This window comes from Pseudomonas sp. LBUM1647 (genome assembly GCF_059716175.1).
In genome coordinates this window covers 3359878-3385048 of sequence record NZ_CP166809.1, presented here as the reverse complement: position 1 = coordinate 3385048, position 25171 = coordinate 3359878, and the positions used below count along the sequence as shown (strand labels likewise).

Sequence of the window (25171 nt, the reverse complement as noted above, 5' to 3'; positions counted from 1 at the left end):
CTTTTTTCTCATTTGGCACTTTACATTTGCCGCGCCTTAAACATGCAAATGATTCGTATTGATCTACACTGATCGACGACCCTTCCCGTCGATTCTGTCGAATCTTCGTGCACGATTCTAAAAAAACAGGAGCTGTCACTGCATGATCTCTCACATCCCGTCTTTCCTTAAAAAAGCTCTGCTGGTGACGGCTCTGCTGAGCGCCGGCCATGTGTATGCAGCCGATACGGATGGCATCGTGGTCTACAACGCACAGCACGAAAGCCTGACCAAATCCTGGATCGAGGGCTTTACCAAGGAAACCGGCATCAAGGTCACCGTGCGCAATGGCGACGACACCGAGATGGGCAATCAGATCGTGCAGGAAGGCGCTGCCTCTCCGGCGGACGTGTTCCTCACCGAAAACTCCCCGGCCATGGTGCTGGTCGACAACGCGGGGCTGTTTGCGCCGGTTGCGCCGGCCACCCTGGAACAGGTCGGCAATGCTTACCGCCCTGCCCATGGCAAATGGGTGGGGATCGCCGCGCGTTCCACGGTGTTTGTCTATAACCCGAGCAAACTGCCCGAAGCCGAGCTGCCCAAGTCGCTGATGGACCTCGCCGGCCCGATCTGGAAAGGTCGTTGGGGCGCGTCGCCGGCCGGTGCCGACTTCCAGGCCATCGTCGCCGCCGTGCTGGAACTCAAAGGCGAAGCCGCCACCCTGGAGTGGCTCAAAGGGATGAAAACCAACTTTACCGCGTACCGGGGCAACAGCGCCGTGCTTAAAGCGGTCAACGCCGGGCAGATCGACAGCGGCGTGATCTACCACTATTACAGCTTCGGGGACCAGGCCAAGACCGGCGAGAACAGCAAGAACACTGCCCTGCACTACTTCAAGCACAAGGATCCGGGCGCGTTTGTCAGTGTCTCCGGTGGCGGCGTTCTCGCGTCCAGCAAACACAAGGAACAAGCCCAGGCGTTCCTCAAATGGATTACCGGCAAAGATGGCCAGGCCATCCTCAAAACCGGCAAATCGTTCGAATACGCGGTGGGCAAGAACGCTGAATCCAACCCAAAACTGGTGCCTTTGCAGCAACTCGACGCGCCGACAGTCGATGCTTCAAAACTCGACAGCAAAAAAGCCGTGGAGCTGATGACTCAGGCCGGACTGCTTTAATTGATGCCTGAAACCTTGCCGGCGGGTGTCGCTGACACGATACCCGCGAATTTACGACGACGATCCCGCGGTATCTTCGCGGGGCGTGGTGGCGCGTGGGTGATCGGTTTGTCGGTGCTGGTGTCGCTGCTGTCGTTGCTGCCGATTGCCTTCGTCATCGGCGTATCGTTTCAGACGGGCTGGGCGACCCTTGTGCCGCTGGTGTTCCGGCCGCGAGTGGCTGAATTATTGATCAACACCGTTTTACTGGTGGTGATCACGATTCCGTTAAGCGTCATGTTGGGCCTGTCTCTGGCCTGGCTGACAGAACGCACCAACCTGCCGGGTCGACGCTGGTGGTCGTTGCTGGCAACTGCGCCGCTGGCGGTGCCGGCGTTCGTTCACAGCTATGCGTGGGTCAGTCTGGTCCCGCCGATTCACGGGCTGTTTGCCGGGGTTCTGGTCTCGGTCATCGCCTACTTCCCATTCCTGTACCTGCCGATTGCTGCGACGTTGCGCCGGCTCGATCCGGCCATCGAAGACGTTGCCGAATCGTTGGGGCTAAAACCCTGGGCGATATTTTTTCGCGTGGTGCTGCCGCAACTGCGCCTGGCCATCTGTGGCGGCGCATTGCTGGTGGGCCTGCACCTGCTGGCCGAATATGGCCTGTACGCGATGATCCGTTTCGACACCTTCACCACGGCCATCTTCGATCAGTTCAAGTCCACCTTCAACGGCCCCGCCGCCCACATGTTGGCCAGCGTGCTTGCCCTGTGTTGCCTGGTGATGTTGACCGCAGAATCGGCCGCTCGCGGCACGGCGCGTTACGCCCGGGTCGGATCGGGAAGCGCTCGTGAGCAGCGGGTAATACGCCTGAAATCCGGAACCACCCTCGTCGCCCTGACCGTACAGATCGCGACCTGCGCGCTGGCGCTGGGCGTGCCACTCGTGACGTTAGGTAGCTGGCTGATAGCCGGCGGCACGCAGGTCTGGCAGATGGACGAGCTTCTGCCGGCGCTGGAACAGACGCTGCTGCTCGGCCTTGCGGGTGCCGCCCTTACGACCTGCGCCGCGATCCCGATTGCTTGGCTGTCGATTCGCTCTCCGGGCCGGTTGCAACGTGTACTGGAAAGCTGCAACTACATCACCAGTTCGTTGCCCGGGATCGTCGTGGCCCTGGCATTGGTGACCGTCACCATCCATTTCGCCCGGCCGATTTACCAGACAACCATCACGGTGTTGCTGGCGTACCTGCTGATGTTTTTGCCCCGCGCCCTGGTGAGTTTGCGCGCCGGTATCGCCCAGGCGCCGGTGGAGCTGGAAAACATGGCCCGCAGCCTCGGGCACTCCCCCGCCCGGGCATTGTGGCTGATCACCCTGCGCCTGGCCGCGCCCGGCGCTGCCGCTGGCGCCGCACTGGTGTTTCTGGCGATCACCAATGAGTTGACCGCCACCCTGCTGCTCGCCCCCAACGGCACGCGAACCCTGGCCACCGGATTCTGGGCCATGACCAGCGAAATCGATTACGCCGCAGCGGCGCCCTACGCCCTGCTGATGATCCTGCTGTCGCTTCCTTTGACCGGACTTCTTTATCACCAATCCAAACGAACGGCTGGCCGATGAACGCTCTTGAACTCCATTCCATTTCCAAGTCCTACGGCTCCTATCAAGCGCTGGAGAGCATCAACCTGTCGGTGCCAACGGGCAGCCGAACGGTCATCGTCGGCCCGTCCGGCTCAGGAAAAACCACGTTGTTGCGGATGATCGCCGGCTTCGAATTCCCGGATACGGGCCGTCTTTCACTCAATGGCCAAACGCTCGTCGACAACACCCACGAAGTCCCGGCGCATCAGCGTTTGATTGGCTATGTTCCCCAGGACGGCGCCCTGTTTCCGCACATGACCGTGGCCGCGAACATCGGTTTCGGGCTTTCGATCAAGGGCGGTGCAAAACAGGAGCGCGTCGCAGAGTTGATGGACAGCGTGGCGCTGGATGCAAACATGGCCAACCGTTGGCCCCATGAACTGTCCGGCGGCCAGCAACAACGCGTGGCATTGGCGCGGGCATTGGCGCAACAGCCGCGCTTGATGTTGCTGGACGAGCCGTTTTCGGCCCTCGACACCGGACTTCGGGGCGCCATGCGCAAAATGGTCGCGCGGCTACTGACAGACGCCGGCGTGACCACCATTCTGGTCACCCATGACCAGAGTGAAGCGTTGTCGTTTGCCGATCAGCTAGCGGTGATGCGCGACGGCCGGCTGGTGCAGTCGGGCCATCCGCTGGACCTTTACCGCTACCCCGAGGATGAACAAACCGCGTTGTTTCTGGGGGATGCCGTGGTCATGCCCGCCAGAATCGAAGCCGGTTGGGCCCATTGCGATCTCGGTCGGATACCGGTGAACAACCACCGGAACAACAAATCGGCGCAGATCATGCTGCGTCCCGAACAACTGCAACTCGTCAGCATCCAGCCCAGCACGACCAAGGCCGCCGGGTGTCGTGCCGTCGTGACCGAGCGGGATTTCAGCGGCAATACCTGCACGTTGACGGTGGAATTGGAAGCGTTGGCTTCCGGGCAACAGCCTGGTCGATCATTAATGGTGCGCAGCTCAGGCCTGTATGCGCCACCCGCCGGCAGCGCGGTTCACGTCTCGACAATCGGCCATGCCCACGTACTGAGCGAAACTTGAACCCTATCCATCAAAGATCGAACCGGTCCACGGCCCGACGCCGTTCGTTGTCATCGCGCACATCGTAGTTGGCCGTGGTCTGGATGTTGCTGTGATGGGCGAGTTTCTGGGCGATCGACAAGTCGTACTCCTCAATCACTCGGGTAATGAACGAACGTCGAAAATCATGCGGCATGATTTTCACCCCGACCTGCGCGCCCCGCTGTCGGGCGATGTAATAGATCGCATGTTTGGTGATGCGCTCGCGGGTGATGTGACTACCGCGGCGGATGCGGTTGAACAGGAACGAATCGTCCACTTCACCCTCCTTCAGTAACGAGCGCCGCAGTTCCAGCCAGTCATTGAGTTTGGCGAACGCCCAGGCCGGTGCGTACTTGATCAATTGCTTATTGCCCTTGGCGGTCACACGAAGGCTGCGCTCGACGAAATCGACCTGGTTCAGGTCCAGGTTCACCGATTCTGATTTGCGCATGCCCGAGCCATACAAAATCCCGATGATCGCCGCATCCCTCAACCCTTGTGGCCGTGGATCGGCGGCGCAGACCGCCATCAATTCCTGGATCAGCGTGCGCCTGAGGTTGCGCCCTTGGGACAACCGCGTGCCGGCAATTCCTTTGACCGAACGCATTTTCAGCAAGTGCTCCTGACTGATCAGGCTCATGCGCCACGCTTCGTTCATCACTCCACGCACCGCGTTGACGTACAGCGAAGAGGTATTCGGCGCGTAGCCGTCGGTGCGCAAAGTGGCCACCAGCGCGATGACATCTTCCGGTTGCAGGTTGTGCCAGGGAATCTCCTCGACGTTCATGTCTTCGAAGCCCAACCGGTCAGCGGCGTCCTGTAACACATAACGCATGGTCAGTTGGCTGGACGGTGCCAGACGCGCCAGGTACAGGGTCAGCGGATTGGTCTTTGAAGGGATTGAGTCGGTAGCGGGTAAGTCAATCAAACGAAACGGCCTTAATGTGGAAACAGTTCATTAACAACTAAGGATTGAAACATCCTTCATATAAAGCGGGACACTTCTGCAGGACTTTCTACTAAAAAACTCGATGAACGGCAGAAGTCTGAACAGTGGCTGTATGACTTTCAGATAAACGATTCGCCGACCGGGTTTTCATGTTCCTTTCACAAAATCGGGAATAACCTCAATGAATCCGGGGTGACCCTGCTCTTGGTCCCAACCTGCCGCCCATGGCAGCAAAAGTCAACTGATGTGCTTTCTCATGCATTTGAAGTAACTGATTGATGCAGCTTTCGTTTTATCGTCTACGCTAATATTGGATCCAATATTTTAGCCTCTTCGGCTACTCACTTTTCAGCCCCGAGGTACCCATGACTCAGGCTTTTCTCCCCTTCTCCCGCCCCAGTATCGGCGATGAAGAAATTGCCGCCGTAGAGCAAGTATTGCGCTCGGGCTGGATCACTACCGGGCCGAAAAATCAGGAACTGGAAGAGCAATTCGCCAACTACGTGGGATGTCGCCATGCCGTGGCACTGTCCTCGGCCACCGGCGGGATGCACATCACGTTACTGGCATTGGGAATTGGTCCGGGCGATGAAGTCATTACGCCGTCGCAGACTTGGGTGTCCACTGCCAACATGATTTGCCTGTTGGGCGCGACACCGGTGTTCGTCGACGTTGATCGCGACACACTGATGAGTGACCTGGCGAGCATTGAAGCGGCGATCACGCCGCGCACCAAAGCCATCATTCCGGTGCATTACGCCGGTGCCGCGTTCGATCTCGATCCGCTTTATGCGTTGGCCGATAAACATGGCATCCCGGTCATCGAAGATGCCGCTCACGCCGCAGGCACCTTCTACAAAGGTCGTCATGTCGGCGCGAAAGGCACGGCGATCTTCTCCTTCCACGCGATCAAGAACATGACCTGCGCCGAGGGCGCCATGTTCGTCAGCGATGACGAAGCCCTGGCCAGTCGGGTGCGCATGCTCAAGTTTCATGGTCTTGGCGTCGACGCCTATGACCGCATGACGCACGGCCGTAAACCCCAGGCTCAGGTGATGGAGCCGGGGTTCAAATACAACCTGGCCGACATCAACGCCGCCATCGCCCTGGTGCAACTGGAGCGCCTTGACCAGATCAACGCCAAGCGTACCGAACTGGCCGGAGCCTACCTGCAACGCCTCGAAGGATCAAAGGTGCAGCCGTTGGCGATTCCGGCGTACCCGCAGCGGCACGCTTGGCACCTGTTCATCCTGCGGATCGACACCGAGCGCTGCGGGCTGGACCGTGAAGCATTCATGAAGGCCCTGCAAGCGCAGAACATCGGCACCGGCATTCACTTCATTGCCACTCACCTCCACACCTACTACCGCCAACGCTTCCCCAACATCTATCTGCCCAACACCGAATGGAACTCGGCACGGCTGTGCTCGATTCCGTTGTTCCCCGACATGACCCTCGATGACGTCGATCGTGTGGTCGGTGCCATTGAAAACGTTATGGACTCAAGCCTGTGAAACCTTACCCGATCCGTTGCGTGTCGATCGTCATCCCCGTCTACAACGAGCAAGACAGCCTGCCGGAATTGCTCCGGCGCACCGAAGCGGCGTGCCAGCAATTGCACCATGACTACGAGATTGTGTTGGTCGATGACGGCAGCCGCGATGACTCGGCGCAGATCCTCGAAGACGCCGCCCATCGTGAATGCAGCCCGGTGGTGGCGGTCATTCTCAACCGCAACTACGGCCAGCACGCGGCAATCATGGCCGGTTTCGAGCAGTGCAAAGGTGATGTGATTATTACCCTCGACGCGGACCTGCAAAACCCGCCCGAGGAGATCCCGCGGTTAGTGGCTCAGGCCGAGCTGGGTTATGACGTGGTCGCCACCGTGCGTAGCAATCGTCAGGACTCGGCGCTGCGTCGCTGGCCGTCGAAGCTGATCAACCTGGCCGTGCAGCGCTCCACCGGCGTCGCCATGACCGACTACGGCTGCATGCTCCGCGCTTACCGGCGAACCATCGTCGACGCCATGCTCGCCTGCCGCGAACGCAGCACCTTTATCCCGATCCTCGCCAATAGCTTCGCCCGGCACACCACGGAAATTGTTGTGCTGCATGCCGAGCGTGAACACGGTGAATCCAAGTACAGCCCCATGCGCCTGGTCAATCTGATGTTCGACCTGGTCACCTGCATGACCACCACGCCTTTGCGCTTGTTGAGCATTGTCGGCTTCGGCATGGCAGCGCTCGGTGTGCTGTTCGCCACGGCGCTGATCGTGTTGCGCCTGGCTTTCGGCGCCAGTTGGGCGGGCGACGGCACGTTCGTATTGTTCGCTGTGCTGTTCGTCTTCACCGGCGGCCAATTTATCGGCATGGGCCTGTTGGGCGAATACCTGGGCCGCATGTATAGCGACGTCCGCGCCCGCCCCCGGTTCTTTATCGAAAAGGTTCTGCGTAGCCAACCTGCTGCCCCGGCTCCCGTTGTCACCGTTGACGGCCTCACTTCCACCTCTTCCGATCAGGTTCTCTCATGAGCGCAAAAGCAGTTGTCTTCGCCTATCACGATATCGGCTGTGCCGGCATCGAAACCCTGCTCAGCTCGGGCTTTGAAATTGCCGCTGTGTTTACCCACGCCGATGATCCGAAGGAAAACGCGTTCTACAGCTCCGTTGCACAACTGTGCGCACGCAAGGGCATACCGGTGCACGCTCCGGAAGATGCCAACCACCCGTTGTGGATCGAGCGCATCAGCAAGCTCAACCCCGATTACCTGTTCTCGTTCTACTACCGCCACCTGCTGAGCGAACCGCTGCTGGCCACCGCCAGCAAAGGCGCCTTCAACCTGCACGGTTCGTTGCTGCCACGCTACCGTGGGCGCGCGCCGGCCAACTGGGTGCTGGTCAACGGCGAAACCGAAACCGGCGTGACCCTGCACCGCATGGTCAAACGGGCGGATGCCGGTGCAATCCTCGCCCAGAAAACGGTTGCGATTGAGCGCAGCGACACCGCATTAAGTCTGCACGGTAAATTGCGCGTGGCCACCACCGACCTGCTGCGCGACACGCTGCCAGCGTTGCTCGTCGGCAAAGTCAACGAAACCGCCCAGGACGAATCCCAAGCCACGGTGTTTGGCCGTCGCACGCCAGCCGACGGCAAACTGGTTTGGCACAAACCAGCTGAAGTATTGTTCAATCTGGTTCGCGCGGTAACCCAACCTTATCCGGGCGCCTTTTGCGCCGTGGGCGAACACAAGCTGATTGTCTGGAGCGCAGAAGTCGCCAAGGGCAATGAAGGCCAGGCGCCGGGCCGGGTCATCAGCGTCGACCCACTGCGTATCGCTTGCGGCGAAGATTCCCTGGTGATCACCGCCGGCCAGCGCAACGACAACGGCTTGTACCTGAGCGGCCCGCAACTGGCCAACGAACTGGGACTGGTGGATGGCTCCGTACTGCGTGGCGCCGAGTCCGGTCGCGCCCCGCGTCGCACGCGCGTGCTGATCCTCGGCGTCAACGGCTTCATCGGCAATCACCTGTCCGAGCGCCTGCTGCGCGACGACAAGTACGAGGTGTATGGCCTGGACATTGGTTCGGATGCGATCGAGCGTCTGCGCAGTCACCCTAACTTCCACTTCGTCGAAGGCGACATCAGCATCCACTCCGAGTGGATCGAATACCACATCAAGAAGTGCGACGTGATCCTGCCACTGGTGGCGATCGCCACGCCGATCGAATACACCCGCAACCCGCTGCGGGTGTTCGAGCTGGACTTCGAAGAGAACCTGAAACTGGTTCGCTACTGCGTCAAATACAACAAACGCGTGATCTTCCCGTCGACCTCGGAAGTCTATGGCATGTGCCAGGACCAGAACTTCGACGAAGACACCTCCAACCTCATCGTTGGGCCGATCAACAAGCAGCGCTGGATCTACTCGATCTCCAAGCAATTGCTCGACCGGGTGATCTGGGCCTACGGCCAGAAAGGCCTGAACTTCACGTTGTTCCGTCCCTTCAACTGGATGGGCCCACGCCTCGACCGCCTGGACTCGGCGCGTATCGGCAGTTCCCGCGCGATCACCCAACTGATCCTCAACCTGGTGGAAGGCACACCGATTCGCCTGTTCGATGGCGGTGAGCAAAAACGCTGCTTCACCGACATTGCCGACGGCGTAGAAGCCCTGGCGCGGATCATCGACAACGAGAACGACGCCTGCAACGGCCAGATCATCAACATCGGCAACCCGGACAACGAAGCCAGCATCCGCCAGTTGGGTGAGGAGCTGTTGCGTCAGTTCGAAGCGCACCCGTTGCGCGACAACTTCCCGCCGTTCGCCGGGTTCCGCGATGTCGAAAGCAAAGCGTTCTACGGCACCGGTTATCAGGACGTGTCCCACCGCAAACCAAGCATCGCCAACGCCAAACGTCTGCTGGACTGGACCCCAACGGTTGAAATGAGCGAGACCATCGGCAATACGCTGGATTTCTTCTTGCGCGAGGCCATGCTCGAAATCGCGGAGCACTCTACAGAAGAATCATGCTGATGCGGGCAGGTCTGCGGATTGATGTCGACACGTATCGAGGCACCCGTGAGGGGGTACCGCGGCTGCTGGAAATTCTCGATGAAGCGCAGGTCAAGGCGACATTTTTCTTCAGCGTCGGGCCGGACAACATGGGGCGTCACTTATGGCGCCTGATCCGTCCGCAATTTCTCTGGAAAATGCTCCGTTCCAACGCGGCCGGCCTGTACGGCTGGGACATCTTGCTGGCCGGCACCGCGTGGCCCGGCAAACCGATCGGCCGTGATCTTGGGCATTTGATGCGTCAAACCGTGGCAGCCGGACATGAAGTCGGCCTGCACGCCTGGGATCACCATGGCTGGCAGGCCAATGCCGGGCGCTGGAGCGACAAGCAACTGATCGAGCACCTTCGCCGGGGCGTGGACACCCTCGGCGACATCCTCGGGCAAAACGTCGAGTGCTCGGCATCTGCCGGGTGGCGGGCGGACGCGCGCGTGATCGAGGCCAAGCAAGCGTTCAGCTTTCGCTACAACAGCGATTGCCGGGGCCAGAGCCTGTTCCAGCCGAGATTGGCCGATGGTGGTTTGGGTGCGCCGCAGATTCCCGTGGACCTGCCGACGTTCGATGAGGTGGTCGGCCCCAGCGTGGCGGCCAAGGATTTCAACGCCTTCATTCTTGATCGCTTCAGCCCCGAAAAACTCAACGTCTACACGATCCATGCCGAAGTAGAAGGGATTCTGATGGCCAACGATTTCCGCAACCTGCTGGCCGATGCGCGCCAGCGAGACATCCATTTTCAACCCTTGGGCGATCTGCTGCCCGAGGCTCCCGATACCTTACCGGCCGGCCGGGTGCTGCGCGGCACCCTCGAAGGACGCGAAGGCTGGTTGGGAGTGCAAGGCGTATGAGCAAGCGCTGGGCATTGCCGTTGTTGCTGGCCATCTTCGCTCTGGCGTATCTGCTGCCGCTGGGCAGCCATGGCTTATGGATTCCCGACGAAACCCGCTACGCCCAGATCAGCCAGGACATGCTCCTGAGCGGCAACTGGGTGTCGCCGCATTTCATGAGCCTGCGCTATTTCGAAAAACCGGTGGCCGGGTACTGGATGATCGCCATCGGCCAGGCGCTGTTTGGCGACAACCTGTTCGGTGTCCGTATCGCGTCGGCCCTGAGCACCGGGCTTAGCGTGTTGTTGTGCTACCTGATCGCCCGCCGGCTCTGGAACGAGCCGCGCAAAAGCTTTGCCTGCGCGCTGCTGTACATGAGTTTCACCGTCATCGCTGGCGCCGCGGGCTATGCCAACCTCGATCCGCAATTCACCTTCTGGGTCAATTTGAGTCTGGTTGCCTTGTGGTTTGCCCTGGACAGCGTCAGTCGTGGCCAGCGCCTGATCGGTTGGGCGGTGTTGGGCCTGGCCTGCGGCATGGGGTTCATGACCAAGGGTTTCCTCGCCTGGCTGCTGCCGGTGCTGATCGCCCTGCCCTGGATGATCTGGCAAAAGCGCTGGCGAGAACTGCTGATCTACGGCCCGCTGGCGATTGTCGTGGCCATTGCTGTCAGCCTGCCGTGGGTGTTGGCGGTGCACGCGCAGGAGCCCGATTACTGGCGGTTCTTCTTCTGGCATGAACACATTCGCCGCTTCGCCGGCGACGATGCCCAGCATGATGCGCCGTGGTGGTTCTATTTGCCGTTGCTGGTGGCGTTCAGTCTGCCGTGGGTGGCGATGTTGCCTCCAGCGCTGAAGCAGGCGTGGCAAACACGACGCCAGGCCAGTATCGGTTTCCTGTTGCTGTGGCTGTTGATGCCGTTACTGTTTTTCAGCCTGAGCAAAGGCAAATTGCCCAGCTACATCCTGCCGTGCCTGCTACCGCTGGCGTTGCTGCTGGGCCATGCACTGGCGGATCGTTTGAAGCTGGAGCAAGGCCGGGCACTGGGCATCAATGGTCTGCTGAACCTGATTCTGGGCCTGACAACCCTGCTGGCCCTGGTCTACCTGCAACTGAAAAAGCCGCTCTACAACCATGAACTGCACAACCTGGTGCTGGTGTTCATCGGCCTGACCGGCTGGATCATGGCCAACCTGCTGCAAGCCTTCAGACCCTTGCAATGCTGGGCGGCGCCAGCCTTCGGCAGTCTGCTGCTGATCGCCTTGTTGCCGGCCGGGCTGCCCGATTCGGTGGTCGCCAACAAGATGCCCGACCAATTCATCCTCGAGCATGCCCAGGAACTCGGCCAGACCGACCAGTTGCTGAGCAATGACCTCGGCGCCGCCGGGGCCCTGGCCTGGCGTCTGAAACGCCCGGACGTGGCGTTGTACAACACGATAGGCGAATTGAAATATGGCCTCGCCTATCCTGACGGCGCACAGCAGCGAGTCCACCCGAACCAGGTTCAAGCATGGATGCGCAACGCCCGCCAGAGCGGCTCGGTCGGCGTGGTCATGCGGGTCAAGGGTGACGAGGAGCTGCAGGAAATCGAACGGCTGCCCAAGGATGGCAAGCGCTATGAACAAGGCAACATTGTGATTCTGATTTTTCCTCAGGAGGCGTCATGAGCCTGTTACTGCTCTTGGCCGCCTGCCTGCTGACCTGCCTGGGCCAGATCGCCCAGAAGTACGCCGTCGAGAGCTGGCGCGACAAGGCGTCGCTCTGGACCGAGAAACTGCGCTCGCCGTGGTTGTGGCTGGCCCTCGCTTCTCTGGGATTGGGCTTGCTGGTGTGGCTGCTGGTGTTGCAGCGCCTTGAAGTCGGCATCGCCTACCCGATGCTGAGCCTCAATTTCGTACTGATCACCCTGGTCGCCCGCTTCGTTTTCCACGAAACCATCGATCGTCGCCACTGGTTGGGTGTGGCACTGGTGATCGGTGGCGTGGTGCTGCTGGGGCAACAGACATGAACCTGCGTCGCGGAATCACCTTCGCGCTGGGCAGCGTGTTGCTGGTCAGTGCCGCGCAACTGGGCATGCGCTGGAGCATGAGTCGCCTGCCAACACCTGAATACTGGTTCACCGCCAGCGTTGATTTGAGCGCTGTCGCCGTGGTGCTGGCGGCGATTCTGGCCTACGCCCTGTCGATGCTTTGCTGGCTCGCTGCCCTGCGGGATTTACCGCTGGGCCGGGCCTATTCGCTGCTAAGCATCAGCTACGCGCTGGTGTACCTGCTGGCCGCCAGCCTGCCGCTGTTTAACGAAGCCTTCAGCCTTTCAAAAAGTCTTGGGGTGGCCCTGGTCATCCTTGGCGTCATCACCATCAATTCTCGCCCTGCTCTCGCGTCCGAACTCAGGAGTGCCCCATGAAAATCAGTGTATTTGGTAGCGGTTACGTTGGCCTGGTGCAAGCGGCCGTCCTGGCTGAAGTCGGCCACGACGTGGTCTGCATGGACATTGACGAGAGGAAAGTCGAACTGCTGCAACAGGGCCACGTGAGCATTTTCGAACCGGGGCTGGCCAGCCTGGTGCGCGAAAGCCTGGAGGCCAATCGTCTACAATTCACCACTGACGAGAAGTTTGCGGTGCAGCATGGCCAGGTGTTGTTTATCGCCGTCGGTACGCCATCCCGGGACGATGGTTCGGCGGATCTGCGTTATGTGCTGTCGGTGGGCGAAGCTGTGGCACGTCATCGTGAACAACCGGTGATTCTGGTGGAGAAATCCACGGTGCCGGTGGGCACGGGTGACACCTTGCGCGCGCATATCGACAAGTGCCTGATCAAGGTCGGTCGGCTGCTGCAGTTCGATATCGTCTCCAACCCGGAGTTTTTGAAAGAAGGCTCTGCCGTGGCCGATTGCCGGCGCCCGGACCGGATCGTCATCGGCTGCGAACGCGATGAGGTGCGTGACGTGATGCGCGACCTCTACGCGCCCTTCAACCGCAATCATGACCGGATCATGTTCATGGACCTGCGCAGCGCCGAGCTGACCAAATACGCCGCCAACTGCATGCTGGCGACCAAGATCAGCTTCATCAACCAGATCGCCGAACTGGCCGAACACCTGGGCGCCGACATCGAATCGGTGCGCCTGGGCATCGGCGCCGATTCGCGCATTGGTTACCACTTCATCTACCCCGGTTGCGGTTATGGCGGCTCGTGCTTTCCCAAGGACATGCGCGCGCTGATCCACAGCGCCGAAGAGGCGCATTGCTCCAGCGATTTGCTGCAAGCGGTGGAAGCGATCAACCAGCGTCAGAAGCACAAGCTGTTCGAGCGCATCAACGCGTTCTACAAGGGCGATTTGCGCGGCAGGACCTTTGCCGTGTGGGGGCTGGCGTTCAAACCGAACACCGACGACATGCGCGATGCACCGAGCCGGGTGCTGCTGGAATCGCTGTGGGCTGCCGGGGCCAATGTCCGCGCGTTCGACCCGGAAGCCATGCAGGAAACCCAGCAGCTGTATCCCGATGAATCCCGATTGATGCTGATGGGCACACCAGAATCGGTATTGTCCGGCGCTGACGCGTTGATCATCTGCACCGAATGGCAGCAGTTCAAGGCCCCGGATTTCAGCCTGATCCAGCAGCGGCTCAACGCACCGGTGATCTTCGACGGACGCAACCTGTACGACGCCGATCGACTGGCCCGCGCCGGTTTCATGTATTTCCCGATGGGCCGTGGTGAGTCGCGCAACTTGCCGATTCCGCATCAGCAGTGGCCCGCTGCTTCGGTCGTCGCTTGAGTGCGATGTCACCCGCTATCCGCCGCCAGTCCCAAGGGCTAGGGCTGTCGGCGCTGCTGTTGTTCAGCGCCGGGGTGTATCAGCAGGCGGTGATCGGCTTCGATTCGCGCTTTGTGCTGTTCGCTCAGGAAATGCTGCGCCACGGGCCGACATTTTTTCCGACCACCTATGGCCAGCCGTATGCGGATTATTCGGCGCTGACGACGTTGTTCATCTGGGCGCTGTCGCTGCCGTTCGGGCAGGTCAACAGTTTGACTGCCTGGTTGCCGAGCGCCATTGCCGGGGCAGTGATCGTCACGTTGATGTACCGACTGCTGGCGCCCTACTCCCAGCGCTGGGCGTTGCTGAGCATCGCACTGATGCTGCTGACCAACACCTTTGTCACCGAAACCCGCGCGGTGTCCCTGGATTTGATGCTCGCGGCGGTGGCATTTGCGGTGTTCTACCTCGGCTATGCCGCCGATTATTTCGCCGCAAAGCGCCGGTGGTGGCTGATCTTTGCCTTGTTGCTGCTGGGCTTCGGGATTCGCGGGCCGATCGGGCTGGTGATTCCCACGGGCATGCTGTGCAGCTATTTTTTGCTCAATCGACAATGGCAGCATTTTTTTGGTTTTGGCCTGGTGGCGTCAGTGCTGCTGGCCGTGTGCGTTGGCGTGCTGCTGTGGCTGGCGGAAACCATTGGCGGCCCGGAGTTCATGCACGATGTGGTGCGCATGCAGATCATGGGGCGCCTGGACGGTAGCGAAGGCGTCAGCGGTTCGCTGTATTACTTCACCCGTTCGCTGGGCAACTATGCGCTCGCGTATCCGTTGGCGTTGCTGGTGCTGGCCGCCGTCTGGCTGACAAATCCGCGACAGGCCAGTCCCGCATTGCGCCTGTTGCAGTACTGCACGGCGGCCGCCTTGATCGTGATGGTCGGGCTCTCGATCCCCCAGGCCAAAAAGGCCCGCTACCTGCTGCCGATGTTGCCTATGGCGGCGATCATTGCGGCGTATCCGTTTCAGGTGGCGCAAGGTCGGGTATTCGAGTGGTTGCGGGGGTTGATGCAAGGGGTGTGGTTGTTGATCCCGGCTCTATTGGTCGTTGGATTGATGGTCGCTCACCGACGTTTTTCCGAGCAAATGCCGGCGCTGACTGCGATTCTGATTATCCTCGGCGTGCTGCAAGTCGTTGCCCTGGCGGTGCTTTTCAGACCCCGATGGCGGGCGCTGACGTTGGCCTGTTGCGCGGTGTTGGCGTTGTGGTCGGTGTACATCGTGGTGTTCGAAACCGTCGAACGTCGCCTCTACGATACCCGGGCCTTCAGCCGCGCGGCATTCGCACTTGTCCAGAAAGACCCGGCGCCGCTGGTGCTGCACGCCATGGGTAAAGACGCGAAGGCGATCAAGTTCATGGTCAACATTGAGCAGGACTTACAGCCGGTTTTCACTGAATCAACCCAAGATCTGGAAAACCTTCAGGGGCCTCATTGGCTGATGATGGATGAAAACGACTACCGCGCCCTCCAAGGCACGCCGTTGGGTGCGTTTCCGCCCGTTTTGAGCGGCCGTTTCGACAAGAACGATTACGTCCTGCTGCACCTCAATCCCCTGTAGGAGCTGCCGAAGGTTCGGGCCGCGTTCGGACGATCTTTTGATCTTATTCTTTTAGCGCCTCAGCTATTATTGAAGATCAAAATCAAAAGATCGTCCGAACGCGGCCCGAACCTTCGGCAGCTCCTACATGAACCGTGATTAACATGATCATTACCTTGCGCCGTGCCCGATCTATCGACGCAGCTGCCCTCCCCGCCATCGAACGTTCGGCGGCCGAGTTGTTTCGCTGCGACCCTTCGCTGGCGTGGCTTGCCGATGCGCAGGTGACCGATGCAGAACAACATCGCCGGGCAATCGAGACGGAGCAGGTTTGGGTTGCGCAATCGGCCGATGGCGTACTTATGGGGTTTCTCAGCGCGGGGGAAGTCGACAACGAACTGCATATTCAGGAACTGTCCGTCGGACAACACTTCCAGGGCCGGGGCGCAGGTCGAAAGTTACTGTTAACCGCGGTTGCGCATGCCCGGTATCGAGAACTCTATGGTCTGACGCTGACCACGTTCCGCGACTTGCCGTGGAATGAACCGTTTTATCAGCGCCTGGGCTTTGAAACATTGAGCCCGGCACAATTGGGTCCGCGATTAGCGACTGTATTAAACGACGAAGTCGCCCACGGCTTACCCGGTGAACGGCGTTGTGCGATGCGTTTGCGCCTTAGAGCGGCGCCTTCAAATCAACCCCCAACGCCTGGGCAAAGGCCTTGACCAACGGACTGCGCACAGTGTTGTGACGAAGGATCAGATTGAACGGCGTGACGATGTTGATCAGGTCCGGGCGCACCGCGCGAAATTGTCCCTGAGCGACCATCGATGCAGCGTAATGCTGTGGCAGAAAACCCACGAAACGCCCGGTCTTGATCAGCAGCGCCACCGCTTCCACCTGGGTGGCCGAGGCGGAAAAGCTGTCGTAGTGGGCAAAATTCAGTTTGTCGCGATGGATCGCATAGCGGTGGTTGATGCACTCGTAATCCTTGAGCACATGACTGCCGACTTCTGCGTCCGGCACCGTGAATAACGGATGACCGACTGCGCAATAAACTTCGGAGCGTTCTTCATAAAGCGCGTAGTAATCAAACTCTTCGCGCTTCTGATAAACCGGTACGATCCCCGCTACTAGCCGTCCCTCTACCACACCTCTCTCCACTTCATCCAGCTGTGAGGCTTGAAGTTGGAACCTGACTTTAGGCGACGTCTCATTAATTATTCTAAGCGCAGCAACTAACGGCGAATTATCGTCGGAAATCGTATTATCAATAACCCCCACACCAAGGTCACCGATCAGTTCGTTTTGCGCTGAACTAAGGCGATCACGAAAGTTGTCGACCGAGGCAAATAAATCAATGGACGCCTGATACACCAGACGGCCCTCTTCGGTCAGGTGAAAACCCTCGCGACCTCGGGTGCACAGGCGCATGCCGATGCGGATCTCCAGGTCGGAGATCTGTTTGCTGATGGCTGCCAGTCCCACATTCAGCTCGTTCTGGGCGGCACTGAAGCCGCCGGCCTCGACCACGGCCTTGAACACTTTGAGCAGTTTGAAGTCCAGACCGCTGAGGGTCAGCGGTGCCCGATGGCCCGTTTTCAGCGGCGGGTTTCCGGAATTGGAAAGTGGGGTTTCCATAATGCCTATTTACCTCTGGCGCCCTATTCAACAACCTGTGTCCAACAACAAAAATAGTGCTGGTAAATAATAATGAACACAGAAAACCAGGCTTGGCAACCGCTAATAAATCCCGCACATCAGTGCCAACTCACTGATTTCGAACTATTAAAAGCTGACACTTCGACGTAGGAGCTGCCGAAGGCTGCGATCTTTTGATCTTGATCTTTTATGGGTCAACCAAGATCAAAAGATCGCAGCCTTCGGCAGCTCCTACATGAAATATCGCTTCGATCTGACGGCACACCGATTTCAGTTCGCTTTACCGACGAGGAAAACAACAATGTCTCAAACCACCGACCGTCTCTGGGGTGCACGCTTCAAAAGCGGCCCGTCCGAAGCCCTGGCGGCCTTGTCCCGTTGCCCCGAGCGCTACTTTCGCCTCACCCCGTACGACCTCGCTGGTTCCAAGGCGCATGCCCGTGAATTGCAGCGCGCCGGGTTGTTGAGCGAGCAAGAAACCCAAACCATGCTCGACGCTCTTGAGCGCATCGGCGATGACTTCCGCGCCGGCAGCATCGCACCGACCCTGGACGACGAAGACGTCCACACCTTTATCGAACGCCTGCTGACCGAACGCCTCGGCGCCCTCGGCGGCAAGCTGCGCGCCGGCCGTTCGCGCAACGACCAGACTGCCAACGACCTGCGCCTGTTCCTGCGTGATCACGTCCGCACCCTGGCCGTTGAAGTCCTGGCCCTGCAACAAGCACTGGTGGATCAAGCCGAGCAACACATCGAAAGCATCTGCCCGGGCTTCACTCACCTGCAGCAAGCCCAGCCGATCGTTTTCGCCCATCACCTGCTGGCCCACGCCCAATCCATGCTGCGTGACGTGCAACGTCTGGTGGACTGGGACAATCGCACTTCGCTGTCGCCACTGGGTGCTGCGGCTATGGCTGGTTCCGCCATTGCGCGCCTGCCTCAGCAGTCGGCCAAGGAAATGGGTTACAGCGGCGTGTGTGAAAACTCCATCGACGCCGTGGCCAGCCGCGATCACGTTGCCGAATTCCTGTTCATTGCCAGCATGCTCGGGATCAACATTTCCCGCCTCGCCGAAGAGTTCTGCCTGTGGTCGTCGCGGCAATTTCGCTGGGTCGCGCTGGACGACGCCTACGCCACCGGCAGCTCGATCATGCCGCAGAAGAAAAACCCGGACATCGCTGAACTGGCGCGCGGCAAGGCGGGCCGCCTGATCGGCAACCTGACCGGTCTGCTCTCCACGCTCAAATCCCTGCCGCTGTCGTACAACCGCGACTTGAGCGAAGACAAAAACGGCGTGCTCGACAGCGTCGATACCCTGCTGCTGGTGCTGCCCGCCATGGCCGGGATGGTCGCGACCATGAAGGTCAACGTCGAAGAGTTGCGTCGTCAGGCGCCACTGGGTTTCACCCTCGCCACCGAAGTCGCCGACTGGCTGGCCATGCGCGGCGTGCCGTTCAAGGAAGCCCACGAAATTACCGGCGCGCTGGTCCAGGCCTGCGAGAAACACGACATCGAATTGTGGGAAGCCTCCCCGGCGCTGTTGGCCGAGATTGACCCGCGCCTGACCGCGGAAGTGCGCGAGAGCCTGACCCTCGAAGCCGCCATCGCCGCCCGCAGTGGCTGGGGCGGCACCGCGCCGCAACAGGTGCGCGAGCAGATCGGCCGCTTGAAAACGGCCCTCGCCGCGCAGCAGCAATGGACCGAGAACTATCAGGGTTTCCGGCTCTGAAGCAGTACACAAAACCTGTGGGAGCGAGCCTGCTCGCGATAGCGGTATGACATTCAACACCCCTGTGCCTGACCCGCCGCCATCGCGAGCAGGCTCACTCCCACAGGGATTGTGTGTGACCTGAAACACCAGCGTACGGAGAAGCAACATGAGCCAGACTCAGGCAGAACGACTCCAGTCGGAGCGAAAACTGGCGGAAAACCAGTTCGATATCACCCAGTACCACCATGTGCCACGGCGTTATTACGGGCGGATCTTCTTCGCCACCGTCATCGTCATTGCGATTCTCGGACTGGTGCGGGCCTTCGCCGAAGGCAAGATCGAGTGGTCCTACATCGGCCAGTTCCTCACTTCCCAGGCGATCATGTGGGGCTTGCTCAACACCATCGTCATGGCGGTGCTGGCCATGGCGCTGGGCATTGTTTTCGGGGTGATCACGGCGATCATGCGCATGTCGGCCAACCCGATCCTGCGCTACGTGGCGGTGACCTACACCTGGTTGTTTCGCGGTACGCCACTGATTCTGCAACTGCTGTTGTGGTTCAACCTGGCGCTGATCTTCCCCACCATCGGCATCCCCGGCCTGTTCGAAATGGACACCGTGAGCCTGATGACGCCCTTCGTGGCCGCCCTCCTCGGTTTGAGCATCAACCAGGGCGCCTACACCGCCGAAGTGGTGCGTGCCGGCCTGCTGTCGGTGGACACCGGCCAGTACGAAGCCGCCAAGTCGATCGGCATGCCGCGCCTTCAAGCGCTGCGCCGGATCATCCTGCCGCAAGCCATGCGAGTGATCATTCCGCCGGTCGGTAACGAGTTCATCGGCATGGTGAAAATGACCTCGCTGGCGAGCGTCATCCAGTACTCGGAACTGCTCTACAACGCCCAGAACATCTACTACGCCAACGCCCGGGTCATGGAGCTTTTGATCGTCGCCGGTATCTGGTACCTGGCCACCGTCACCGTCCTGTCCTTCGGTCAAAGTCGTCTGGAGCGTCGTTTCGCTCGCGGCGCCGGCAAGCGTTCTTGAGGAGCCCCACATGAGAAGCATCGTCAAGGCCGTGAGCCTGAACAAGTACTACGACCATTTCCACGCGCTCAAGGACATCGACATCGAAGTCGAGCAAGGCGAAGTGCTGTGCATCATCGGCCCGTCCGGCTCCGGCAAAAGCACCTTGCTGCGTTGCATCAACCAGCTGGAAAAGATCGACAAGGGCGGCCTGTGGGTCGACGGCGAACTGGTGGGTTACCGGATCGTCGGCAACAAACTGCACGAACTCAACGAGTCGCAGATCGCCCGTCAACGCCTGTCCACCGGCATGGTGTTCCAGCGGTTCAACCTGTTCCCGCACATGACTGTGCTGCAAAACATCATCGAAGGGCCGTGCCAGGTGCTCAAGCGTTCGCCCAAAGAGGCGCACGAAGAAGCCGTGGAATTGCTCGCTCGCGTCGGCCTGGCCGACAAGCGCAACAGCTACCCGATTGAGCTCTCGGGCGGTCAGCAACAACGCGTCGCCATTGCCCGTGCACTGGCCATGCGGCCCAAGCTGATGCTGTTCGATGAACCCACTTCGGCACTCGACCCGGAACTGGTCGGTGAGGTGCTGTCGGTGATGCGCGACCTCGCGCAAACCGGCATGACCATGATCGTCGTCACCCATGAACTGGGCTTCGCCCGCGAAGTTTCCAACCGCATGGTGTTCATGGACGGCGGGCAGATCGTGGAGGCTGGAAGCCCCGAAGAAATACTAATAAGTCCGCAAAACCCGCGCACCCAAAGCTTCATTTCTGCCGTTCGAACCTAAGCGCCGGCTGGCGTAACAACACTCATAAGAGAACGACCATGAAGAACTTCGTTATCCCCGCAGTACTCGCAAGCGTTATGGCTTCTGGCTTCACCTGGGCCGCCGAGCTACCGGCCAGCATCAAGGAAAAAGGCGAGGTCGTGGTAGCGATCATGCCGAACTACCCGCCGATGGACTTCAAGGACCCGGCCACCAACACCCTCACCGGGCTCGACTACGACCTGGGCAATGCCCTCGCCGAACGTCTGGGCGTGAAGATCAAATGGCAGGAAACCGGCTTCGAGCAAATGATCAATGCTCTGACCACCGACCGCGTGGACATGGTGATGTCGGGCATGACCGACACCGCCGAACGTCAGGCCAGCGTGACCTTCGTTGACTACTTCACCAGCGGTCCGCAGTTCTACACCTTGCAGAAGAACAAGGATTTCAACGAGATCATTGATTTGTGTGGCAAGAAAGTCGGCACCAGCCGCCGCACCACCTTCCCGGCGGAAATCGCCGAGTGGAGCAAGGCCAACTGCGAAGCCGCCGGCAAGCCTGCGATCAACGTGATCGGTACCGAAGGCTCGGCGGACGCCCGCGCGCAACTGCGCCAGAGCCGTATCGACGCGGCCATGCAGGGCAGCGAGACCTTGTCCTACCTGAAGACTCAGGAAAAGGACATGTACAAAACCGTGGGCCTGCCAATCTCCAAGCAGTTCACCGGGCTGGGTGTGAGCAAGAAAAAGCCTGAGCTGAGTGAGGCGGTGAAGGTCGCGTTGCAGAGCATGGTGGATGACGGCAGCTATCAGGCGATCCTGAAGAAATGGGATCTGGAGTTGGGTGCGATCAAGACTGTGACCATTAACGCCGGCAAATAATTTGGTTCTAAATCGACCCCTCACCCCAACCCTCCCGAAACGTCGGACCGCCCCAGGGGGGAGAGGGGGAAAGGGGGAAAGGGAGCTGATCTTCATGTTTTTCAGAACCTGAGCTCGACTCAATATTTCAGGTCGCAGTAACTCGAGAGATCACCTCGGTCAGCTCCCTCGCCCCTCTGGGGCGGTCCGACGTTTCGGGAGGGTTGGGGTGAAGGGTCGATTTTGACCGCACCAACGATCAACAACCGGAGCGCCACACCCATGTCCTCCTCACCCCAACCCACCTGGCCCGACCAGCACAAAGCCTGCCTGGCCCTGGCCTTCGACCTCGACGGCCCGACCGGCGACGCCATGCTCAACGGCTCGATCTGGCGCAAGCCTGAGTACTTCGGTTTCGGCGGTTACGGCCCTTACCGCGCCCTGCCACGAATCCTCGATGTGCTCGATGAGTTCCAGATCCCGACGACGTTCTTCGTCCCGGCCTGGGTCGTGGAGAACTGGCCGAAACAGTGCCAGGCGATTGTCGAGCGCGGGCATGAGGTGGCCTACCACGGCTACAAACACGAATCCTTTTACGCCCTGACGCTGGAACAGCAAAAGGACGTGATGAAGAAATCCCGCGAGGTGTTCTGGAAACACCTGAACATCCGCGCCGAAGGGTTTCGCACCCCGTCCGGCGACTGGCGGGCCGAAACCCCGGCGATGCTGGTGGAAGCCGGGGTGACCTACTCCAGCAGCATGCGCGGTGATGACCGGCCGTACCTGGTAAAAGTGCCGGGCCACGACGCACCGCTGGTGGAAATCCCCGGTCGCTGGGAAATGGACGACTACGCCTCCCTCGCCTACACCCGTGCGCCGGACTTCCCTTCCGGGCTGGACCGCACCGCCAGCTACGCGCTGACCCTCGATAACTGGTGCCGCGAGTACGACGGCGCCATGAACGAAGGGTTGTGCCTGACCACCCTGTTCCACCCCAAGATCACCGGCAAACCGGGACGCATCCTGCTGCTGGAAAAACTCTTCGAACACATGCGCCAGCGCGATGACGTGTGGTTCGCCACGTGCCGCGATGTCGCCCAGTGGTGGCTGAAGGAGCATCACCATGGCTGATTTAACTGCCTGGCCCAAAGGCTACCGCTGCGCCGTGGTGTTGACCGTCGATTACAACGACATCCACGGCATCCTCACCCAGGCCCCGGAGGTCGCCGGGCGCGACAAGACGCTGTCGGTCTGGCGCTATGGCACCCAGCGCGGCGTCGACCGTTTGCTCGGTTTGTTCGAAGAACTGGGGGTTTCCAGCAGCTGGTTTGTGCCCGGTATCGTCGCCGAGGAAAACCCCGGGCACATTCGGGCAATCCAGGCCGGTGGACATGAGATTGCCTGCGCCGGTTATCGCCATCAGCACTACGACAACCTGAGCCTAGCCGAGCAAAGCGCCGAGATTGCCAAAGGCTGTGAGGCGTTGACCGCGCTGACGGGCCAGCGTCCAACAGGCTTTCGCATCCCGGCCGGCAACGGCGCGCCGGGTTTCATCGAGGCGTTAAAGAATCACGGCATTCGCTGGTCCTCATCCTGGCGCGGTGATGATTTGCCATTTGTTCACCCGACGGCGCCCGAAGTCATCGAGTTGCCATTGCACTACGAACTGGAAGACGAACCCTACTTCGCTTTCAACCTCAGCCCGGCCGTGCCGCCGGCGCAATCGCGGATCGCCTCTTACAGCCACACCCTGGGCAACCTGCAAATGGACTTCGCCGGGTTTCACCGGTTTGGCTTGTGTTATGTGCTGCGACTGCACCCGGAGATCATTGCTACGCCCGGGCGGATTGGCGTGTTGCGCGAGTTGCTTGAGGGGATTCAACAGCACGATGACGTGTGGATTGCCACGGGCGCCGAGGTTGCTCAATGGTGGGCTGAATCGGCGCTGCCGGTGACCGAGGATCATCCGGCGGCCGTGTATGAGCGACATTACCGGGATTACATCGTATGAGTGAGCGGATGCAGCGACTGGCGCAGTTTTGCGTCGACACCCGATTCGAAGACTTGCCGCCAGCGCTGGTGGCCCAAGCCAAGCGGCACATACTCGACACCTTCGGCGCGACCCTGGCCGGGGCTGGTAGCGATGTAGCAAAGCAGGCACGGCAGGTCTTCGACGGTGAAACCGGGAGCACGCTGATCTGGGGCACCGATCAGCGCACCGGCGCGGCTCAGGCCGCCATGCTCAATGGTGTTGCCGCCCATGCCCTGGAACTGGACGACACCGGTGGCTGCGACCATTCCGGCGCAGTGGTGCTGCCGGCGGTCATGGCGGCAGTGTCGATGTCTGGAAAACCGGTGAATGGCCGGGAGTTGATCACGGCCGTGGTGATCGGCTACGAAATCGGCCGCCGGGTGCTCGAAGCCTGCGGCAGCTATTCAACCCACAACGGCGCCGGCTGGCATTCCACCGCCACCTGCGGCGTGTTCGGTGCGGCGGCGGCCAGTGCGCGGATTCTCGGACTGGATATCGGGCAAACCGTCTCGGCGCTGGGCATTGCCGGCAGTTTCAGTGGGGGGTTGTGGGCGTTTATCCACGACGGTTCGCAAAGCAAAAAACTTCACAGTGGTCGTGCCGCCGAAGGTGGATTGCTGGCGGCGCGATTTGCCCAACAAGGCATCACCGGGCCGACGAAGTTGTTCGATGATGTCTGGGGCGGGTTTCTGAAAACCCTGGCCGGTGAGAGTTCACAACCTGACGCGCTGGATGCCGACCTGGGCGTTGTATGGAAACTCGCTCGCTGTTCGATCAAGCCTTATGCCGCATGCCGAGGAACACATTCGGCCATCGATGCGCTGGGTCTGTTGCTGGATCAGCTGCACGTCAACGCGGATCAGGTCGAGGATGTTCAGGTGTCGTTGTGCGGGTTTCTGCAGGACATGTGCGGCGGGCGCGACGTCGGTACGCTGGCGGCGGCGCAGATGAGCTTGCCGTATGCCCTCGCGGCCCGGCTGGTGCAGGGTCATTGCCGGTTACAGGCTTATGACGATGAACAACGGAGCGATCCGCGGATTGCTCACTGGATGTCGCGCATCCGTCTTGAAGTGGATCCGCAACTGTCAGAGGATGGCGAGCCCGTCGTCAGCGTGCGGACCGTGGACGGTCGGCAGGCGAGCCTTTGTGTCGACCCGCCGCTGGGTGCGCCGGGCAATCCGTTGAGTGATGCGGCGCTGGAGGAGAAGTTTTTCAGTTTGGCGGTGCGGGTGATGCCGCGGGGGCAGGCGCAAGAACTGCTTGAGCAGTTGTGGCGGGTTGAAGAGTTGGGGTCGGTTGATGGATTAAATGTATGGCTGAGGAATGAGGTTGATCACTAAAGCCACCCCTCACCCCAGCCCTCCCGAAACGTCGGACCGCCCCATAGGGGAGAGGGGGAAAGGGAGCAGATTTTCATGCCTTTCAAAATCTGAGTTCGACTCGATGTTGCAGGTCGCAATATGTCGACCAAACACCTCGGTCAGTCCCCTCTACCCTCTGGGGAGAGGGTTAGGGTGAGGGGTGGATCCCAAGCCAAACACCAAAATAAGGACATCC

General features: G+C 60.2%; 22 protein-coding genes. 20 read left to right on the top strand and 2 right to left on the bottom strand.

Annotated features, from left to right (window positions below; translation table 11 throughout):
* The first annotated feature begins 142 nt into the window (after window positions 1-142).
* From ACA059_RS15365 to ACA059_RS15355, 3 genes are read left to right on the top strand one after another with little or no spacing between them, the layout of a single operon-like run.
* Entirely contained in the window at window positions 143-1156 is a 1014-nt protein-coding gene (locus ACA059_RS15365) for an iron ABC transporter substrate-binding protein (RefSeq protein ID WP_497634594.1), read from the top strand.
* A 3-nt stretch (window positions 1157-1159) separates the two neighbouring features.
* Window positions 1160-2758, top strand: coding sequence for an ABC transporter permease (locus tag ACA059_RS15360; protein WP_497634593.1), 1599 nt, complete (start codon window positions 1160-1162; stop codon window positions 2756-2758).
* Window positions 2755-3825: an ABC transporter ATP-binding protein gene (locus ACA059_RS15355; protein ID WP_497634592.1), complete on the top strand. Its 1071-nt coding sequence runs from the start codon at window positions 2755-2757 to the stop codon at window positions 3823-3825. The genes ACA059_RS15360 and ACA059_RS15355 overlap by 4 nt, the downstream gene beginning before the upstream one ends.
* Window positions 3826-3835: 10 nt before the next feature.
* Here ACA059_RS15355 and ACA059_RS15350 read toward each other — a convergent pair whose 3' ends face one another.
* Window positions 3836-4774, bottom strand: coding sequence for a site-specific integrase (locus ACA059_RS15350; RefSeq protein ID WP_497634591.1), 939 nt, complete (start codon window positions 4772-4774; stop codon window positions 3836-3838).
* A gap of 386 nt (window positions 4775-5160) precedes the next feature.
* Between ACA059_RS15350 and arnB the strand changes: the two genes are divergently transcribed.
* From arnB to ACA059_RS15300, 10 genes are all read left to right on the top strand, one after another.
* The gene (arnB, locus tag ACA059_RS15345; RefSeq protein ID WP_497634590.1) at window positions 5161-6309 is read left to right on the top strand and encodes a UDP-4-amino-4-deoxy-L-arabinose aminotransferase; all 1149 of its coding nucleotides are present in this window, start codon (window positions 5161-5163) and stop codon (window positions 6307-6309) included.
* The gene (gene arnC, locus ACA059_RS15340) at window positions 6306-7325 is read left to right on the top strand and encodes an undecaprenyl-phosphate 4-deoxy-4-formamido-L-arabinose transferase (protein WP_497634589.1); all 1020 of its coding nucleotides are present in this window, start codon (window positions 6306-6308) and stop codon (window positions 7323-7325) included. The genes arnB and arnC overlap by 4 nt, the downstream gene beginning before the upstream one ends.
* Window positions 7322-9328: a bifunctional UDP-4-amino-4-deoxy-L-arabinose formyltransferase/UDP-glucuronic acid oxidase ArnA gene (arnA, locus tag ACA059_RS15335; RefSeq protein WP_497634588.1), complete on the top strand. Its 2007-nt coding sequence runs from the start codon at window positions 7322-7324 to the stop codon at window positions 9326-9328. Before arnC ends, arnA begins: the two co-directional genes overlap by 4 nt.
* On the top strand, window positions 9328-10212 hold the full coding sequence (gene arnD, locus ACA059_RS15330; RefSeq protein WP_497634684.1) for a 4-deoxy-4-formamido-L-arabinose-phosphoundecaprenol deformylase: 885 nt from the start codon (window positions 9328-9330) through the stop codon (window positions 10210-10212). Before arnA ends, arnD begins: the two co-directional genes overlap by 1 nt.
* Window positions 10209-11858, top strand: a complete 1650-nt coding sequence (gene arnT / locus ACA059_RS15325; protein ID WP_497634587.1) for a lipid IV(A) 4-amino-4-deoxy-L-arabinosyltransferase — start codon at window positions 10209-10211, stop codon at window positions 11856-11858. The genes arnD and arnT overlap by 4 nt, the downstream gene beginning before the upstream one ends.
* The gene (gene arnE, locus ACA059_RS15320; protein WP_497634586.1) at window positions 11855-12199 is read left to right on the top strand and encodes a 4-amino-4-deoxy-L-arabinose-phosphoundecaprenol flippase subunit ArnE; all 345 of its coding nucleotides are present in this window, start codon (window positions 11855-11857) and stop codon (window positions 12197-12199) included. Before arnT ends, arnE begins: the two co-directional genes overlap by 4 nt.
* Window positions 12196-12597: a 4-amino-4-deoxy-L-arabinose-phosphoundecaprenol flippase subunit ArnF gene (arnF, locus tag ACA059_RS15315; protein ID WP_497634585.1), complete on the top strand. Its 402-nt coding sequence runs from the start codon at window positions 12196-12198 to the stop codon at window positions 12595-12597. The genes arnE and arnF overlap by 4 nt, the downstream gene beginning before the upstream one ends.
* Window positions 12594-13973 (top strand): UDP-glucose dehydrogenase family protein, encoded by a 1380-nt coding sequence (locus ACA059_RS15310; RefSeq protein WP_497634584.1) that lies wholly within the window; start codon window positions 12594-12596, stop codon window positions 13971-13973. Before arnF ends, ACA059_RS15310 begins: the two co-directional genes overlap by 4 nt.
* Before the next feature lie 5 nt (window positions 13974-13978).
* Complete coding sequence (locus ACA059_RS15305; RefSeq protein ID WP_497634583.1) at window positions 13979-15568, top strand: ArnT family glycosyltransferase; 1590 nt, start codon at window positions 13979-13981, stop codon at window positions 15566-15568.
* Window positions 15569-15711: 143 nt separating this feature from the next.
* The gene (locus ACA059_RS15300) at window positions 15712-16272 is read left to right on the top strand and encodes a GNAT family N-acetyltransferase (RefSeq protein ID WP_497634582.1); all 561 of its coding nucleotides are present in this window, start codon (window positions 15712-15714) and stop codon (window positions 16270-16272) included.
* Here ACA059_RS15300 and ACA059_RS15295 read toward each other — a convergent pair.
* A complete protein-coding gene (locus tag ACA059_RS15295; protein ID WP_497634581.1) occupies window positions 16223-17188 on the bottom strand; it encodes a LysR family transcriptional regulator in 966 nt (321 codons plus the stop codon). The genes ACA059_RS15300 and ACA059_RS15295 overlap by 50 nt on opposite strands.
* A gap of 322 nt (window positions 17189-17510) precedes the next feature.
* Between ACA059_RS15295 and argH the strand changes: the two genes are divergently transcribed.
* From argH to ACA059_RS15260, 7 genes are all read left to right on the top strand, one after another.
* Window positions 17511-18938: an argininosuccinate lyase gene (gene argH / locus ACA059_RS15290; protein ID WP_497634580.1), complete on the top strand. Its 1428-nt coding sequence runs from the start codon at window positions 17511-17513 to the stop codon at window positions 18936-18938.
* A 148-nt stretch (window positions 18939-19086) separates the two neighbouring features.
* Window positions 19087-19965 carry an amino acid ABC transporter permease gene (locus ACA059_RS15285; RefSeq protein WP_056745976.1) on the top strand — a complete coding sequence of 293 codons (879 nt, stop codon included), beginning with the start codon at window positions 19087-19089 and terminating at the stop codon, window positions 19963-19965.
* A 10-nt stretch (window positions 19966-19975) separates the two neighbouring features.
* A complete protein-coding gene (locus ACA059_RS15280; protein ID WP_497634579.1) occupies window positions 19976-20740 on the top strand; it encodes an amino acid ABC transporter ATP-binding protein in 765 nt (254 codons plus the stop codon).
* A gap of 38 nt (window positions 20741-20778) precedes the next feature.
* A complete protein-coding gene (locus tag ACA059_RS15275; protein ID WP_497634578.1) occupies window positions 20779-21603 on the top strand; it encodes an ABC transporter substrate-binding protein in 825 nt (274 codons plus the stop codon).
* Between the two features lie 261 nt (window positions 21604-21864).
* Entirely contained in the window at window positions 21865-22713 is an 849-nt protein-coding gene (locus tag ACA059_RS15270) for a polysaccharide deacetylase family protein (RefSeq protein WP_497634577.1), read from the top strand.
* A complete protein-coding gene (locus ACA059_RS15265; protein ID WP_497634576.1) occupies window positions 22706-23593 on the top strand; it encodes a polysaccharide deacetylase family protein in 888 nt (295 codons plus the stop codon). Before ACA059_RS15270 ends, ACA059_RS15265 begins: the two co-directional genes overlap by 8 nt.
* The gene (locus tag ACA059_RS15260) at window positions 23590-24954 is read left to right on the top strand and encodes an MmgE/PrpD family protein (RefSeq protein WP_497634575.1); all 1365 of its coding nucleotides are present in this window, start codon (window positions 23590-23592) and stop codon (window positions 24952-24954) included. The genes ACA059_RS15265 and ACA059_RS15260 overlap by 4 nt, the downstream gene beginning before the upstream one ends.
* The last annotated feature ends 217 nt before the right edge of the window (window positions 24955-25171 follow it).